This window comes from Nocardia sp. No.11, from assembly GCF_038752175.1.
GTDB lineage: Bacteria > Actinomycetota > Actinomycetes > Mycobacteriales > Mycobacteriaceae > Nocardia > Nocardia canadensis.
In genome coordinates this window covers 23,316-38,341 of the sequence record NZ_JBCGFB010000035.1, presented here as the reverse complement: position 1 = coordinate 38,341, position 15,026 = coordinate 23,316, and the positions used below count along the sequence as shown (strand labels likewise).

12 protein-coding genes are annotated in these 15,026 nt (G+C 70.4%); 4 read left to right on the top strand and 8 right to left on the bottom strand.

The window, feature by feature from the left end; genetic code table 11:
- Nucleotides 1–3: 3 nt before the first annotated feature.
- Together V8688_RS13680 and tpiA are read left to right on the top strand one after the other, a co-directional pair.
- Nucleotides 4–1,218, top strand: coding sequence for a phosphoglycerate kinase (locus V8688_RS13680; RefSeq protein WP_316575305.1), 1,215 nt, complete (start codon nt 4–6; stop codon nt 1,216–1,218).
- A 3-nt stretch (nt 1,219–1,221) separates the two neighbouring features.
- The gene (gene tpiA / locus V8688_RS13675; RefSeq protein ID WP_255587656.1) at nt 1,222–2,007 is read left to right on the top strand and encodes a triose-phosphate isomerase; all 786 of its coding nucleotides are present in this window, start codon (nt 1,222–1,224) and stop codon (nt 2,005–2,007) included.
- Nucleotides 2,008–2,069: 62 nt separating this feature from the next.
- On the opposite strand, the gene V8688_RS13670 is transcribed toward tpiA, so the two are convergent.
- Nucleotides 2,070–2,858, bottom strand: a complete 789-nt coding sequence (locus tag V8688_RS13670; protein ID WP_255587655.1) for an META domain-containing protein — start codon at nt 2,856–2,858, stop codon at nt 2,070–2,072.
- A gap of 108 nt (nt 2,859–2,966) precedes the next feature.
- Here V8688_RS13670 and V8688_RS13665 point away from each other — a divergent pair, with 108 nt between their 5' ends.
- Both V8688_RS13665 and secG read left to right on the top strand, forming a co-directional pair.
- Nucleotides 2,967–4,562: an MFS transporter gene (locus V8688_RS13665; RefSeq protein WP_308248465.1), complete on the top strand. Its 1,596-nt coding sequence runs from the start codon at nt 2,967–2,969 to the stop codon at nt 4,560–4,562.
- A gap of 34 nt (nt 4,563–4,596) precedes the next feature.
- Complete coding sequence (gene secG / locus V8688_RS13660) at nt 4,597–4,830, top strand: preprotein translocase subunit SecG (protein ID WP_218718250.1); 234 nt, start codon at nt 4,597–4,599, stop codon at nt 4,828–4,830.
- A gap of 74 nt (nt 4,831–4,904) precedes the next feature.
- On the opposite strand, the gene V8688_RS13655 is transcribed toward secG, so the two are convergent.
- From V8688_RS13655 to tkt, 7 genes are all read right to left on the bottom strand, one after another.
- The gene (locus V8688_RS13655; RefSeq protein WP_342800935.1) at nt 4,905–7,058 is read right to left on the bottom strand and encodes a thiamine pyrophosphate-dependent enzyme; all 2,154 of its coding nucleotides are present in this window, start codon (nt 7,056–7,058) and stop codon (nt 4,905–4,907) included.
- Nucleotides 7,059–7,298: 240 nt separating this feature from the next.
- Nucleotides 7,299–8,057 (bottom strand): hypothetical protein, encoded by a 759-nt coding sequence (locus tag V8688_RS13650; protein ID WP_342800934.1) that lies wholly within the window; start codon nt 8,055–8,057, stop codon nt 7,299–7,301.
- Nucleotides 8,058–8,169: 112 nt separating this feature from the next.
- Entirely contained in the window at nt 8,170–8,955 is a 786-nt protein-coding gene (gene pgl, locus V8688_RS13645) for a 6-phosphogluconolactonase (RefSeq protein ID WP_218718248.1), read from the bottom strand.
- A complete protein-coding gene (gene opcA, locus V8688_RS13640) occupies nt 8,948–9,856 on the bottom strand; it encodes a glucose-6-phosphate dehydrogenase assembly protein OpcA (protein WP_218718247.1) in 909 nt (302 codons plus the stop codon). Before opcA ends, pgl begins: the two co-directional genes overlap by 8 nt.
- Nucleotides 9,853–11,424 carry a glucose-6-phosphate dehydrogenase gene (zwf, locus tag V8688_RS13635; RefSeq protein ID WP_218718246.1) on the bottom strand — a complete coding sequence of 524 codons (1,572 nt, stop codon included), beginning with the start codon at nt 11,422–11,424 and terminating at the stop codon, nt 9,853–9,855. Before zwf ends, opcA begins: the two co-directional genes overlap by 4 nt.
- 4 nt (nt 11,425–11,428) lie before the next feature.
- Nucleotides 11,429–12,565, bottom strand: coding sequence for a transaldolase (gene tal, locus V8688_RS13630; RefSeq protein WP_342800933.1), 1,137 nt, complete (start codon nt 12,563–12,565; stop codon nt 11,429–11,431).
- A 5-nt stretch (nt 12,566–12,570) separates the two neighbouring features.
- Nucleotides 12,571–14,712, bottom strand: a complete 2,142-nt coding sequence (tkt, locus tag V8688_RS13625) for a transketolase (RefSeq protein WP_218718244.1) — start codon at nt 14,710–14,712, stop codon at nt 12,571–12,573.
- Nucleotides 14,713–15,026 lie beyond the last annotated feature (314 nt).

Sequence of the window (15,026 nt, the reverse complement as noted above, 5' to 3'; positions counted from 1 at the left end):
GCGATGACTGTTCAGACACTGCAGGATCTCCTGGCCGAGGGTGTCGAGGGCCGGGGCGTGCTCGTGCGCTCCGACCTGAACGTCCCCCTCGACGACAACGGACAGATCACCGACCCGGGCCGCATCATCGCCTCGGTGCCGACCATCCAGGCGCTGGTCGAGGCCGGCGCCAAGGTGGTCGTCATGGCCCACCTGGGCCGCCCCAAGGGCGAGCCGGACGCCAAGTACTCGCTGGCCCCCGTGGCCGTGAAGCTGGCGGAGCTGCTGGGCCGCAACGTCCAGCTGGCCGGTGACGTGGTGGGCTACGACGCGCTCTCGCGTTCGGAAGGCCTCACCGACGGCGACGTGCTGCTGCTGGAGAACGTGCGTTTCGACGCGCGCGAGACCAGCAAGGACGACGCCGAGCGGGCGAAGCTGGCGGCCGCCTATGTCGAGCTGGTCGGCGACGACGGCGCGTTCGTCTCCGACGGTTTCGGTGTGGTGCACCGCAAGCAGGCCTCGGTCTACGACGTCGCCCAGCAACTGCCGCACTACGCGGGCACGCTGGTGGCGGCCGAGGTCGAGGTGCTGCAGAAGCTCACCCAGGACCCGGCTCGTCCCTACGCCGTGGTGCTCGGCGGCTCCAAGGTCTCCGACAAGCTCGCGGTCATCGAGGCGCTGGCCCCCAAGGTCGACACCCTGGTGATCGGCGGCGGCATGTGCTTCACCTTCCTTGCCGCACAGGGCCTTTCGGTGGGCACCTCGCTGCTGCAGGAAGAGATGATCGACACCTGCAAGGATCTGCTCGAGCGCTTCGGCGACGTGCTGCACCTGCCGGTCGACATCGTCGCGGCCGACAAGTTCGCCGCCGACGCCGATGCGAAGACCGTCGCCTCGACCGAGATCCCCGACGGCTGGATGGGCCTGGACATCGGCCCCGAGTCGGTGGCCCGGTTCGCCGCGCTGCTGACCGAGGCGAAGACGGTGTTCTGGAACGGCCCGATGGGCGTGTTCGAGTTCGAGAAGTTCGCCGCGGGCACCCGCGGGGTGGCCGAGGCCATCGTGACCGCGACCGGCAAGGGCGCGTTCACCGTGGTGGGCGGCGGCGACTCGGCGGCCGCCGTGCGCACGCTCGGCCTGCCCGACGACGGCTTCTCGCACATCTCCACCGGTGGCGGCGCGTCCCTGGAATATCTGGAAGGCAAAGAGCTGCCCGGTATTTCGGTGCTGGAGGGCTGAGCGATGGCACGTAAGCCGCTCATCGCGGGCAACTGGAAGATGAACCTCAACCACCTCGAGGCCATCGCGCTGGTGCAGAAGGTGGCCTTCGCGCTGCCGGAGAAGTACTTCGCCAAGGTCGACGTGTCGGTGATCCCGCCGTTCACCGACCTGCGCAGTGTGCAGTCGGTGGTCGAGGGCGACAAGCTCCTGCTCACCTACGGCGCGCAGGACGTGTCGGTGCACGACTCGGGCGCCTACACCGGTGAGATCAGCGGGTCGATGCTGGCCAAGCTGGGTTGCACCTTCGTGGTGGTCGGGCACTCGGAGCGTCGTCAGTACCACAACGAGGACGACGCGACCGTGCTGGCCAAGGCCAAGCAGGCGCTGAAGAACGAGATCACCCCGATCGTCTGCATCGGTGAGGGTCTGGGCATCCGCGAGGCGGGCACGCACGTCGAGTACAACCTCGAGCAGCTGCGCGGTTCGCTGAAAGGCCTGACGGCCGAGCAGATCTCGCAGGTCGTCATCGCCTACGAGCCGGTCTGGGCGATCGGTACGGGCAAGGTCGCTTCGGCGGCGGACGCGCAGGAAGTCTGTGGCGCGATCCGGGCCGAACTGGCCGAGCTGGCCTCGCCGGAGGTCGCCGCGGGTGTCCGCGTGCTCTACGGCGGTTCGGTCAACGCCAAGAACGTCGGCGAGCTGGTCGGTCAGGCCGACATCGACGGCGCGCTGGTCGGCGGCGCTTCGCTCAAGGCGGACGAGTTCGCCACCCTGTCGGCGATCGCCGCGGGTGGGCCGCTGCCCTGATCGGGTAGAGCTACGCGCAGGGCCGGAAACCGACGAGGTTTCCGGCCCTGTGTCGTTCGCCGCTACTGCGCGTGCAGGACCAGGCCGTTGCCGTTGTCGTTGCGCAGGGTGAGGGTGTCGCCGTCGATGGTGGCGGTCGTGCGGCCGTCGAGGGCGCGGAGCACGCTGCTCTCGACCTCCATGACCTCCGGCGCGCACATCATCTTGGTGGTGGCGATCGCGAAGTTCACCGCGTCGCCGGGGCCGACGCCGGCCGTGCCGGTCATCCGGTTGCAGCCGGCCATGCCGTTGACGGTGCCGCCCTCGCCGATCGTCAGGTTCGGGCTCACTTCGTCGAGGGTGGTGGAGCGGACCTGTCCCTGCGGCGTGATCAGCGTGGTGACCACCCAGGTGGTGCCGGTCAGCGGCTTGTCCGGGGTGACGATCTTCTTGTCGGTGAGATGGACGGTGACCGACGTGCCGGTCAGTGTCAGTTTGTCGCCGTCGAGGCGCCAGGTGGGGGCGGACTCCAGGAAAGTGTTCTGCCAGGCGTCGGCGCGGCCGCGCTCGCCGGCGCACGCCATCATGGTGCCCGCCAGCGGGGACGTGCGCAGGACGTGGTCGCTCAGGTCGACGGTGCCGCTGCTGGTGTTGCAGCCGGAGTTCGCCGAGATACGGCCGTCGGCGAAGGTCAGCGTCATCGGGCCGCCGCCGGGGATCGTGTCGCCGTCGACCTCGGTGGAGATATACGTGTGTCCCATCGGGGTGGCCGTGTCGTCGGGTGCCTTCGGCTCCTCGGCGGACGAACAGGCCGTGGCCGCGGCGGTGGCGAGCACACAGAGCGCGGCGAGACGGATCAGTGTTGCCGACATGTCGCCCATCGTACGTCTCGGGGTGCGGCGAATCCGTCGTCCGACCGCACCGGGTCGCGCACCGTTGCGCACCCGTTCCCGGCCGTTCGCCAGGGATATGCTCGGCGGGTGAGCAGCGTGGCGGCCGAACCGGTGTCGACGTGGGCGCCGTTGCGGTCGCCGGTGTACCGGGCGCTGTGGATCGCGCAGCTGGTGTCGAATCTGGGCACCTGGATGCAGACGGTCGGCGCGCAGTGGATCCTGGTCGACGCGCCGAACGCGGCGGCCCTGGTGTCGTTCGTGCAGACCGCGCTCGCGCTGCCGGTGATGCTGCTGTCCATCCCGTCCGGGGTGCTCGCCGATCTGGTCGACCGGCGCAGACTGCTGATCGGTGCGCAGACCGGCATGGCGCTGGCCTCGCTGACCCTCACCGTGTCCACCGCGACCGGACACACGACGCCCGCGGTCCTGCTGACCCTGCTGTTCCTGCTCGGCTGTGGACAGGCGCTCACCGCGCCCGCCTGGCAGGCGATCCAGCCCGAGCTGGTGCCGCGCGACCAGATCACCTCCGCGGCGGCGCTGGGCAGCATGAGCGTCAATATCGGCCGCGCGGTGGGGCCCGCGGTGGCCGGTGTGATCGTCTCGATCGCCGGGCCGACAGTGGTCTTCGGGTTCAACACCGTCTCGTTCGTCGGCATCGTCGTGGTGCTGCTGATGTCGACGTGGCCGACGCGGCCGCGCATCCTGCCCAGCGAACGTCCGCTCGCGGCGCTGCAGGCGGGCACCCGGTTCATCCGCGCGGCGCCCGCGATCCGGCGGGTGCTCTTTCGCGCCATCCTGTTCATCGCGCCGGCGAGCGCGGTGTGGTCGCTGCTGCCGGTGATCGCGCACGATCGGCTGGGCCTGGCCTCCGACGGCTACGGTTTGCTGCTCGGCGCGCTCGGACTCGGCGCCGTCTGCGGCGCGCTGGCGCTGTCCCGGCTGCGGGTGCTGTTCACGCCCACCCAGCGGCTCGCGCTGGCGGCGGTGCTGTTCGGACTCGGCGCGGTGGCGACCGCGCTGGTGCCCAGCGTGCCGGTCGTGCTGATCCTGCTGATCGGGGCGGGGCTGGCCTGGCTGCTGGCGATGTCGACGCTGAACTCGACGATGCAGCTGCTGTTGCCCGCCTGGGTGCGGGCCCGCGGGCTGTCGGTGTACATGCTGGTGTTCATGGGTGGGCAGGCCATCGGCTCACTGCTGTGGGGCCTGGTCGCCGGCGCGTACGGTGCGGTGGCGGCGCTGCTGATCGCGGCGGTCCTGCTGGCCTGCTGCGCGGTGAGCACGGTGTGGTGGCCGATCCGGCACAACGTGGAGGAGATCGACCTCTCCCCGGCGGCCTTCTGGCCGGAACCGCAGCTCGTCGTCGAACCCGACCCGGAGGACGGCCCGGTCCTGGTGATGCGCGGCTACGACGTGCCGCCCGAGGACGTCGCGGTGTTCACCGAGTCGATGGCGCTGGTCGGGCGGTCCCGCCAGCGCACCGGGGCGATGGAATGGCGGCTCTACCGAGATGTCGGCACCGTCGACCGATTCGTCGAGGCGTTCGTCGTGCGGTCGTGGGCCGAGCACATGCACCAGCATCGGGTCCGCCTGACCGCGCGCGACGAGGAGATCGAGCTGATGGTCGCGGGCTGGTCGGCCGGGGCGCAGACGGTCTCCCACCTGGTCGCGGTCGAGCCTGGTTAGACCCACCGCCCGTCGACCCCATAGGATGGTCGCCATGTCGCTGTTCCTCGATATCCTCCTTGTGATCACCAGCGTGCTGTTGGTGCTGCTGGTGCTGCTGCACCGCGCCAAGGGCGGCGGCTTGTCCAGCCTGTTCGGTGGCGGCGTCCAGTCGAGCCTGTCCGGCTCCACCGTGGTCGAGAAGAACCTCGACCGCATCACGATCTTCGTCGGCCTGGTCTGGCTGATCGCGATCCTCGGCATCGGCCTGGAGATCAAGTTCGCCTGAGTTCGCCCGAACTCCGCGCTCGACCCTGCCGCCACGCACCGCGTGACGGCAGGTTTTCGTCTGCGCCGAGGTCGTCAGCGCACCGACCAGACGACCCGCTGTGCCGCGGCCTCGATGGCGTCCTCGCTCAGCAGGACCGTGTCCGCCGCCGGGCCGAGTGGAACGAAGCTGTCCGCGCTGGTGACGCGGGCGAGCGTGCCCTGGAATCCCGCGTCGACGAGGGCCGCGAACACCGATTCCGACACCCCGCCGCTGCGGCGGGTCTCGTCGGCGACGAGCACGCGTCCGCTCGCCTCGGCGTGGTGGAGTAGGTCGGCGACCGGGAGCGGATTGAGCCAGCGCAGATCCAGGACCCGCACCCGGATCCCCTGCGCGGCCAGCCGATCCGCGGAACGGAGGCTCATCGGCACCCCGTTGCCGAAGGTGACCACGGTGAGATCGGTGCCTTCCCCGTAGCCGCGGGCGCGGCCGATCGGGACATGGTCGGATGTCGGTGCGGCGAGCCAGGATTCGTCGCCGGGATGCAGATCCCGGGTGTGGTACAGCGCGATCGGCTCGACGAACAGGCATACGCGGCCGTCGACCCTGGCGGCGGCGACACAGGTCCGCAGCATCGCCGCCGCGTCGTCGGCGCGGGCGGGTACGGCCAGCACGACGCCGGGGATGTCCCGCAGCGCCGCCAGGGAATCGTCGTTGTGGAAGTGGCCGCCGAAGCCCTTCTGATAGGCGAGCCCCGCGATCCGTACCACCATCGGATTGCGGTACTGCCCCTTCGAGAAGAACGACAGCGTCGCCGCCTCACCCCGGATCTGATCGGCGGCATTGTGGACATAGGCCAGGTACTGGATCTCCGGAATGGGCACGAAGCCCGCCAGCGCGGTGCCCAGCGCGGTCCCGAGGATGCTCTGTTCGTCGAGCAACGTGTCGAAGACCCGGCGCGCGCCGAACCGTTTGCGCAGCCCCTTGGTGACGCCGTAGACCCCGCCCTTGCGACCGACGTCCTCGCCGAAGACCAGCACGTCGCGATCACGGGCCAGCAGTTCGCCCAGGGTGTGGTTGATCGATTGGGCCAGCGTCATCGGTGGCACCGGTGAATCGGCGTGGCCCCGCAGCACATCGGCCCGGACCGCGTCGGGGGTGGCGGGCGCCAGCGGCGCGGTGACCGCGCCCGCCGAGCTCAGGCGGGGTTCGCGCACCACCTTCTCGGCCGTCTCCCGCACGACCCCGCCGACGCGGTCGTAGCGGGCCAGCAGGTCGGCGGTGTCGGCGATCCCGGCGGACACCAGGTAGCGGGCGGTGCCGAGCAGCGGATCGCGGGCCAGGTCGGCGGCGATCTCGGCCGGGCCGCGATAGGCCGCCTCGACATCGGAGCCCGCGTGCCCGCCCAGCCGCACCGTGCGCAGGTGCAGGAAGACCGGCACCCGCCAGGTCCGCGCGAGATGCACCGCGTCGTCGGCGGCACCGAGGACGTCGGGCAGCTCGCAGCCGTCGGCGGCGAGGTAGGTCAGGCCCGGCCGGGGACCGTAGTCGCGTTCGATCCAGTCCGGCGGTGTCGGCACGCTGATGCCCAGACCGTTGTCCTCGCAGACGAACACGATCGGCATCGGCACGCCCTGGTGCGACGCGTGCACGGCGGCGTTGATCGCCCCCGCCGCGGTGGAATGGTTGGCCGAGGCGTCACCGAAACTGCACACCACCACCGCGTCGGCCGGCCACGGGCACGCCACCTCCTGGCGCGCGGCCCGATCCAGCGCGAAGGCCAGACCGACGGCGCGCGGTAGGTGCGAGGCGATCGTCGAGGTCTGCGGGATGATCGCGGCCTGCTTGCTGCCGAAGACCTTGTGCCGGCCACCGGAGATGGGATCGGCGGCCGCGGCGACGACACCGAGCAGCACGTCCCGGATCGGGTCGAGGCCGATCACCCGGCGGCACCGCTGTACGAAGAAGGCGCCGGAGCGGTAGTGCAGCAGGGCGGGGTCGTCGACGCGCAGAGCCGCCGCCACCGCCGCGTTGCCCTCGTGTCCCGAGGATCCGATGCTGTAATACCCCTGCCGGGCGGCGCCGAGCCGGCGCGCGGTCAGGTCGAGATGCCTGCTGGTGACCTGGGATTCGAAGATCTCGATCCCGACGGCCGCGTCGATCGCCGGCGGCCCGTCGGTGCGCAGCGGGACCGTCAGCTCCGTGAGGGCGGTACGGAATGCCGCGTCGAGGTCGACCGGCCCGCTCATGGTCGAACCCGACCCGAAGCGGCGACTCCACGAATCTCGCGCATCGTCAGCACTCCTCGCTCGAGTCGAGTCGACGTCCGTTCCGCCGGCCTGCCCAGGACTCCGATGCTAGGCGCTCCGGTGGTCGAACCAGGGCGTTCACGCGAGGTCGACCGGTGGATGTCGTGGTCGCGGCACCAGCACCTGCCGTCGGTGTCGTCGAACGGGCTCGGCTCGGCGATCGGGCCGCCTGAGCGGGCGCTACTGCTCGGCAGGCGGCGGTGTCTGCTCGCGGGGGACGACCCACAGGGCCTCCGCGAGGGCGCAGAGGTCGCCGTCGCGGGTGGAAAGGGCAACGCCCACCGTGTGTTTGCGGCCCTCGCTGCGGATCGCCCAGGCGTGGGTGATGTACTCCGCCCCTGCCGGGACCGGCCGGAATCGGGTGGCGGTGAGAGCCGCGGTGACCGCGCCGCGGGCCATCTTCTGGAACGTCCAGGCGGCGATGCCGCCGGGGCAGTCGAGAGCGGACCAGACGATCTCCGGTGGCAGTTCGCCGGAGTCGTCGGCGAGGCTCAGGTCGGGTGTCCACGCGGCGGCGACCATCGGCCGGTCCGGGACCGGCCAGGGGAACAGACGCAGACCGTGGCCGGGGGAGCACTCCACACCACAGCCGAAGCAGTCGGTGACCGGGCGGTGCGGGCTCGCGAGCGCGGCGTCGGCCGCGCGCTTGGCCGCCGACCAGGACGGGCCGGGCGGCGCGGTGATGTCGAGAGTGGCGGGAGCGGCCTGAGCCAGGACGGCACCGGCGGCGTCGGTCAGGATCGCGTGTCCCGGTTCGGCGGTGGGCAGGGCGATCGGCGTCTCGATCGGGACCGCGCGGCGGAAATCGACGCGCACGGTCTCGGCGCCGGAGCGGCGGGCCAGCAGTCCGGCGACGTAACCGCCGAACGCCACCTGGGGATAGCCGTGCACATGGGCCGGAATCGTCACCGTCTCGGTCTGGATCATGCTGATGGTCACCCTTTCGGCCGTGGAACACCCCCGACGATATCGATGTGTCGTCGGCGCCGGCAGGCAGGGTGCGCACGCGAAAGGGCCGGGCCCAGCGGGACCCGGCCCTTCGGCGACGCGATTACTCCTCGTCGAGGAGCAGGTCGGCGGCGGCGGCCTCGTCGACGACCCAGGTGGTCGATTCGATGCCGACCGCGCCGGCCGACGGGACGTCGTCGGGGGAGGCCCCGTTGACGGCGGCGGCGACCGCGGCCGCCTTACCGACCCCGCTGACCACCAGCATGACGTGGCGGGAGCGATGGATCGCCGGCAACGTCAGCGAGACCCGGGTGGGCGGCGGCTTCGGGCAGTCGTGAACCGCCACAACGTAATCCGTGGTCTCCCTGATCGCCGGGGAATGCGGGAACAGCGAGTTGATGTGCCCCTCGGGACCCATGCCGAGCACGGTCAGGTCGAACTCGCCGCGCTCGTCGAGCTCGGTGTGCACGATCTGCGCGTATGCGGCCGCCGCGGCCTCCGGAGAGCCGTAGGTCCCGTCGGACGGGGCGATCGGGAACACGTGCGCGGGGTTCAGCGGGACGAAGTCGAGCAGCGCCTGCCTGGCCTGCAGCTCGTTGCGGTCCGGGTCGCCGTCGGGCACGAAACGCTCGTCGCCCCAGTAGACGTAGAGGGCCGACCAGTCGATGTCGCCCGGGTTCTGCCGGACCCGCTCCAGCAGCCGGATGCCGTCGCTGCCGCCGGTGAGCGCCACCGAGGCGGTGCCGCGCTCGGCCTGGGCGGCGACGATCACGTCGACGAAGCGCTCGGCCGCGGCATCGGCCAGACCGTCGGGGTCGTCGTGGACTTCGATGGTGTTGGCGGGGAATTCGGCGCCGAGCTCGTCGTGCACGTCGATGTGGTCACTCATAGGTCACCTTCTCGATTCCGGCGAGCGCCTCGGCGTAGATCTCGTCGGCGTCGAGCCGGCGCAGTTCCTCGGCGAGGCAGTCGCGAGTTTCCCGGCGCGCCAGCGCGATGCGCTGGTCGGGTTCACCGGTGCGGGTCAGCGTGGCGGTCCTTCCTAGTTGCGGTCGGCTGATGGCGATCGAATCCGTGCCGCGGTGCAGTTCCACCCGCAGCTCGCCCGTCTTGCGGACGACGGGACAGTTCAGTCGCGCGGCCAGCCAGCCCGCCAGGGTGTCCAGCGCGGGCTCACTGGCCAGGCCCGACACGGTCACCGAGGTGACCGGTTCGAACGGCGGCTCGTCGAGCGCGGCGGCCAGCAGCGCCCGCCAGTAGGTGATCCGGCTCCACGCCAGATCGGTGTCGCCCACCGCGTAGGAGTAGCGGCGCTTCTTGATCGCGGCCTGCGGATCGGGCGCGAAGGTGGCGTCGGTGATCCGGCGCTTGGCCAGCTTGCCCACCGAGTCCATCGACGGGAACTCCGGCGCGCCGCGCGGCCACCACGCCACCACCGGGGTGTCGGGCAGCAGGAACGGGGTGACGACGCTGCTCTCGTGGTTCACCAGCGGACCCTGCAACCGCAGCACGATCACCTCGGCCGCGCCGGCGTCGCCGCCGACCCGGATCTGGGCGTCGAGGCGGGTGTCGGCGTCGCGGTCACCGCGGGCCAGCACGATCACCCGGCAGGGGTGCTCGCGGCTGGCGTCGTTGGCGGCGTCGATCGCGTCCTCGGCCTCGGAGGAGTCCAGGGTGCAGACCACCAGGGTGAGCACCCGGCCCTGGGTGATGACGCCGTTGGTCTCGCGCAGCTGCACCATCTTCTTGGCCACATCGACCGTGGTGGTGTCGGGCATGTCGACGATCACGGGCGCCGCCACTCCCGCCCGCTGCGCGCGAGCATCTCCTCGGCCGAGACCGGACCCCAGGTGCCGGCCTCGTAGGGTTCGGGCTTGCCCTCGGCGGCCCAGTGCGCGAGCACCGGATCGAGGATGCGCCAGGACAATTCGACCTCCGCGTTGACCGGGAACAGTGAGGGCACGCCGAGCAGCACGTCCAGGATCAGCCGCTCGTAGGCCTCGGGGGAGGATTCGGTGAACGCCTCGCCGTAGCTGAAGTCCATGTTCACGTCGCGCACTTCCATGCCCGAGCCCGGCACCTTGGAACCGAAGCGCAGGGTGATGCCCTCGTCCGGCTGCACCCGGATGACCAGCGCGTTCTGGCCGAGCTCCTCGGTCATCGTCTGGTCGAAGGGCAGGTGCGGGGCGCGCTTGAAGATCACCGCGATCTCGGTGACCCTGCGGCCCAGGCGTTTTCCGGTGCGCAGATAGAACGGGACACCGGCCCAGCGGCGGTTCTCCACGTGCAGGGTGATCGCGGCGTAGGTCTCGGTCCGCGACTGCGGATCGAAACCCTCCTCCTCGTGCAGGCCGACCACGTGCTCGCTGCCCTGCCACCCCTCGGTGTACTGGCCGCGCGCGGTCGTCTCGTCCAGCGGCTCGACGAGTTTGGTGGCCGAGAGCGCCTTGATCTTCTCGGTGGTCAGCTGCTGGGGCTCGAAGGAGGTGGGTTCCTCCATCGCGGTGAGCGCCAGCAGCTGCAGCAGATGGTTCTGGATGACGTCACGGGCGGCGCCGATGCCGTCGTAGTACCCGGCGCGTCCGCCCAGGCCGATGTCCTCGGCCATGGTGATCTGCACGCTGTCGACGTAGTTGGCGTTCCAGAGCGGCTCGAACAACTCGTTGGCGAAGCGCAGCGCCAGGATGTTCTGCACCGTCTCCTTGCCGAGATAGTGGTCGATGCGGAAGACCTGCTCCTCCGGGAACACCCGGTTGACCAGCGCGTTGAGTTCCTTGGCGCTGGCCAGGTCGTGGCCGAAGGGCTTCTCGATCACCACCCGGCGCCACGGCAGGTAGCCGTCGGCGTCGGTGCCGGCGGGCTGGGCGAGCTTGTGCTCGGAGAGCTGGTCGAGCACCACCGGGAACATGTTCGGTGGGATCGACAGGTAGAAGGCGTAGTTGCCGCCGGTGCCGCGGGTGGCGTCCAGGGTGCGCAGGGTGTCGGCGAGCGTCGCGAAGGCGGCGTCGTCGTCGAAACTGCCCTGGACGAACCGCAGCCCCTCCGCCAGGTGGTCCCAGACCTCCTGGCGGAAGGGGGTGCGCGCGTGCTGTTTCACCGCGTCGAGGACGACGGCGGCGAAGTCTTCGTCGGCGTAGTCGCGCCGGGCGAAGCCGACCAGGGCGAACCCGGGCGGCAACAGGCCCTGGTTCGCGAGGTCGTAGATGGCCGGCATCAGCTTCTTGCGGGACAGATCTCCGGTGACACCGAAGATCACCATGCAGCAGGGGCCCGCGATGAAGGGAACCCGTTTGTCTCGTTCGTCGCGCAGCGGGTTATGCCACAGCCCCGCCTGATCCGTCGATGCTGTGCCGGCCATCGGGTCAGTTGCCCCCCGCCGCCGCGGAGTTCAGCTCGCCGGTGGTGGCTTCCAGCAGTTCGTTCCAGGCCGCCTCGAACTTGTCGACGCCCTCGCGCTCGAGCAGGGCGAACACGTCGTCGAGGTCGATGCCGACCGCGCTCAGGTCGGCGAAGACCTGCGCGGCCGCCACGGCCAGACCGCTGAGGGTGTCGCCGCGCACCTCGCCGTGATCGGCGAAGGCCTGCAACGTCTTCTCCGGCAGCGTGTTCACGGTGTTCGGGCCGACCAGCTCGGTGACGTAGAGGGTGTCCGAGTAGTCCGGGTTCTTCACGCCGGTCGAAGCCCACAGCGGCCGCTGCCGGTTGGCGCCCTGCGCGGCCAGGTGGTTGTAGGTGGAGGTGTGCGCCCCACCGTCGAACACGTCCTGGTACTCGGCGTAGGCGAGCCGGGCGTTCGCGACGCCGGCCTTGCCGCGCAGCGCCAGGGCCTCGGGGGTGCCGATGGCCTCGAGACGCTTGTCGATCTCGGTGTCCACGCGCGAGACGAAGAACGAAGCGACGGAATGGATCTTGGCCAGGTCGTGGCCGCCGATCTTGGCGTTGCGCAGGCCGTCGAGGTAGGCGCCCATCACCGCGCGGTAGCGCGGCACCGAGAAGATCAGCGTCACGTTGACGCTGATGCCCTCGCCGATCACCGCGGTGATGGCGGGCAGGCCCGCCTCGGTGGCCGGGATCTTGATGAACAGGTTCTTGCGGTCGACGATCTTCCACAGCTCGATGGCCTGGGCGACAGTCTTGTCCGCGTCGAAGGCGAAGCGCGGGTCGACCTCGATCGACACCCGACCGTCGACACCGTTGCTGGCCTCGAACACCGGGGCGAGCACGTCGCAGGCGGCGCGCACGTCGTCGGTGGTCATGGTGCGGATCGCGGCGTCGGCGTCGGCGCCCTGAGCGGCCAGCTCTGTCAGCTGACCGTCGTAGTCGTGGCCCTGGCTCAGCGCGGCCTGGAAGATGCTCGGGTTCGTGGTGACACCGACGACGCTGCGGGTCGCGATCAGGTCGGCGAGATTGCCGGACTTGATCCGATCACGGGACAGGTCGTCGAGCCACACCGAGACCCCCGCGGCCGAGAGCGCGGCGAGATTCTCGTTCTGTGCCATTGGTTTTACCCCTTCACCTTGTCGGTCGAACGCAGTGCGGCGGCGACGACGGCATCGGCGGTGATACCGAACTCGGAGTACAGCTTCTTGAAGTTGGCGGAGGCGCCGAAGTGCTCGATCCCGACGACCTCACCCGCGTCGCCGACGAACCGGTGCCACGGCATCGCGATACCGGCCTCGACGGCCACCCGGGCGCGCACCGAGGGCGGCAGCACCTCGTCGCGGTACCCCTGCTCCTGCGCGTCGAACCATTCCACGCACGGCATCGAGACCACACGGGTCGGGATGCCCTGCTCCTCCAGCGTAGTGCGCGCGGCGACGGCGAGCTGGAGCTCGGAACCGGTGCCGATCAGGATGACCTGCGGGGTGCCGGTGGAGGCCTCGGCCAGGATGTAGCCGCCCTTCTTGACACCCTCGTAGCTGGTGCCGGCCAGGGTCGGGACGTCCTGACGGGTCAGCGCCAGCGCGGACGGGCCGTCCTGGTGCGGCGCGTCGTAGGTCGCGAAGTGCGAGGTGTGCTCGTCGGAGTCGCGCTCGAGGATGGTGCGCCAGGCGTGCACGGTCTCGTTGGCGTCGCCGGGCCGGACCACGTTGAGGCCGGGAATCGCGCGCAGCGCGGCCAGGTGTTCGATCGGCTGGTGGGTGGGGCCGTCCTCGCCGAGACCGATGGAGTCGTGGGTCCAGACGTAGATGGCGGGCACCCGCATCAGCGCGGCCAGGCGCACGGCCGGGCGCATGTAGTCGGAGAACACCAGGAAGGTGCCGCCGTAGGGGCGGGTCGGGCCGTGCAGCGCGATGCCGTTGAGGATCGAGCCCATCGCGTGCTCACGGATACCGAAGTGCAGGGTGCGGCCGTAGGGCTGCGCCTTCCACATGCCGGTCGAGATCGACTCCGGGCCGAAGCTCGGCTGGTTGGGCATGGTGGTGTTGTTGGACTCGGCCAGGTCGGCCGAACCGCCCCACAGCTCCGGCAGCTCGTCGGCGACGGCGGCGAGGAACTTGCCCGACGCCTTGCGGGTGGCCATGCCCTTCGGGTCGGTCTCGAAGGTCGGCAGCGCCTCGACCCAGCCCTGGGGCAGCGCACGGGCCTGCAGGCGGTCGAACAGCGACTTGTTCGACGGGTTGGCCTCGGCCCACGCGTCGAAGCTCTGCTGCCACTTCGCCTTCGCCTCGGCGCCGCGGCCGAGGGCCGCACGGGTGTGCTCGATGACGGCCGGGTCGACGTCGAAGGACTTCTCGGGATCGAAGCCGAGCGCCTTCTTCACGGCGGCGACCTCGTCGGGGCCCAGCGCCGCGCCGTGCACGCCACCGGTGTTCATCTTGTTCGGCGCGGGGAAGCCGATGATGGTGCGCAGGATGATGATCGACGGCTTGCCGGTCTCGGCCTTGGCCGCCGCGATGGCCGCCTCGATCGCCACGACGTCCTCGCCGCCCTCGACGATCTGCACGTGCCAGCCGTAGGCCTCGTAGCGCTTGGCGACGTCCTCGGTGAAGGCGATGTCGGTGTCGTCCTCGATGGAGATCTCGTTGTCGTCGTAGATCACCACGAGGTTGCCCAGCTGCTGGGTGCCCGCGATCGAGGAGGCCTCGGCGGTGACGCCCTCCTGCAGGTCGCCGTCGGAGGCGATGGTGTAGATGAAGTGGTCGAACGGGCTGGTGCCCGGCGCGGCCTCGGGATCGAACAGGCCACGCTCACGGCGGGCGGCCATCGCCATGCCGACCGCGGAGGCCAGACCCTGCCCCAGCGGGCCGGTGGTGATCTCGACGCCGTCGGTGTGGCGGAACTCGGGGTGGCCCGGGGTCAGCGAGCCCCACTGGCGCAGGTTCTCGAGGTCGGTCAGCTCCAGGCCGAAACCGGCCAGGTACAGCTGCACGTAGAGGGTGAGGCTGGAATGCCCACAGGAGAGCACGAACCGGTCGCGGCCCACCCAGCGCGGCTCGGCCGGGTCGTGGCGCATGGTGCGCTGGAAGAGCGTGTAGGCGACCGGCGCGAGACTCATCGCGGTACCGGGGTGCCCGTTGCCCGCCTTCTGCACCGCGTCGGCGGCGAGCACGCGGGCGGTGTCGACGGCCTTGGTGTCGAGGTCCGTCCAGTCGCTGGGGTAGTTCCGCTGAGTGAGGGCGCGAATGTCGTCTGTGACTGACACGACCGTGGTTCTCCTGACCTAGGTTTCGTCGACGGCGATACATGGCAGCGGCGATGGGTGTCTGATGCGGATCGCACGCGGCCGGGGGTGCGTACCGATGTACATCCATACCCTAGTGGTGGTGCTCGGTGGGACCGGCGCGAACCCTGGTTGTGAGTCTAGTGCCGACCCGGGCGTCGTCTCCCGGTGTGGGCGGCATCGATCGGCGCGCCGGACGGTGGCGTGTCCGCGGTGCCGTTCACCTGCATGTCGATGCCGGTTCACCACCGGGTGGGGCCGCCGCGAGGCCATCGACGGCGCAGTGACCGCGCCCA

Excerpts from the sequence above, each read along its gene's own strand:
- V8688_RS13680 (WP_316575305.1), top strand. The coding sequence starts at position 4 with ATGACTGTTCAGACACTGCAGGATCTCCTGGCCGAGGGTGTCGAGGGC.
- tpiA (WP_255587656.1), top strand. The coding sequence starts at position 1,222 with ATGGCACGTAAGCCGCTCATCGCGGGCAACTGGAAGATGAACCTCAAC.
- V8688_RS13670 (WP_255587655.1), bottom strand. The coding sequence starts at position 2,858 with ATGTCGGCAACACTGATCCGTCTCGCCGCGCTCTGTGTGCTCGCCACC.
- secG (WP_218718250.1), top strand. The coding sequence starts at position 4,597 with ATGTCGCTGTTCCTCGATATCCTCCTTGTGATCACCAGCGTGCTGTTG.
- V8688_RS13655 (WP_342800935.1), bottom strand. The coding sequence starts at position 7,058 with ATGAGCGGGCCGGTCGACCTCGACGCGGCATTCCGTACCGCCCTCACG.
- pgl (WP_218718248.1), bottom strand. The coding sequence starts at position 8,955 with ATGAGTGACCACATCGACGTGCACGACGAGCTCGGCGCCGAATTCCCC.
- zwf (WP_218718246.1), bottom strand. The coding sequence starts at position 11,424 with ATGGCCGGCACAGCATCGACGGATCAGGCGGGGCTGTGGCATAACCCG.
- tal (WP_342800933.1), bottom strand. The coding sequence starts at position 12,565 with ATGGCACAGAACGAGAATCTCGCCGCGCTCTCGGCCGCGGGGGTCTCG.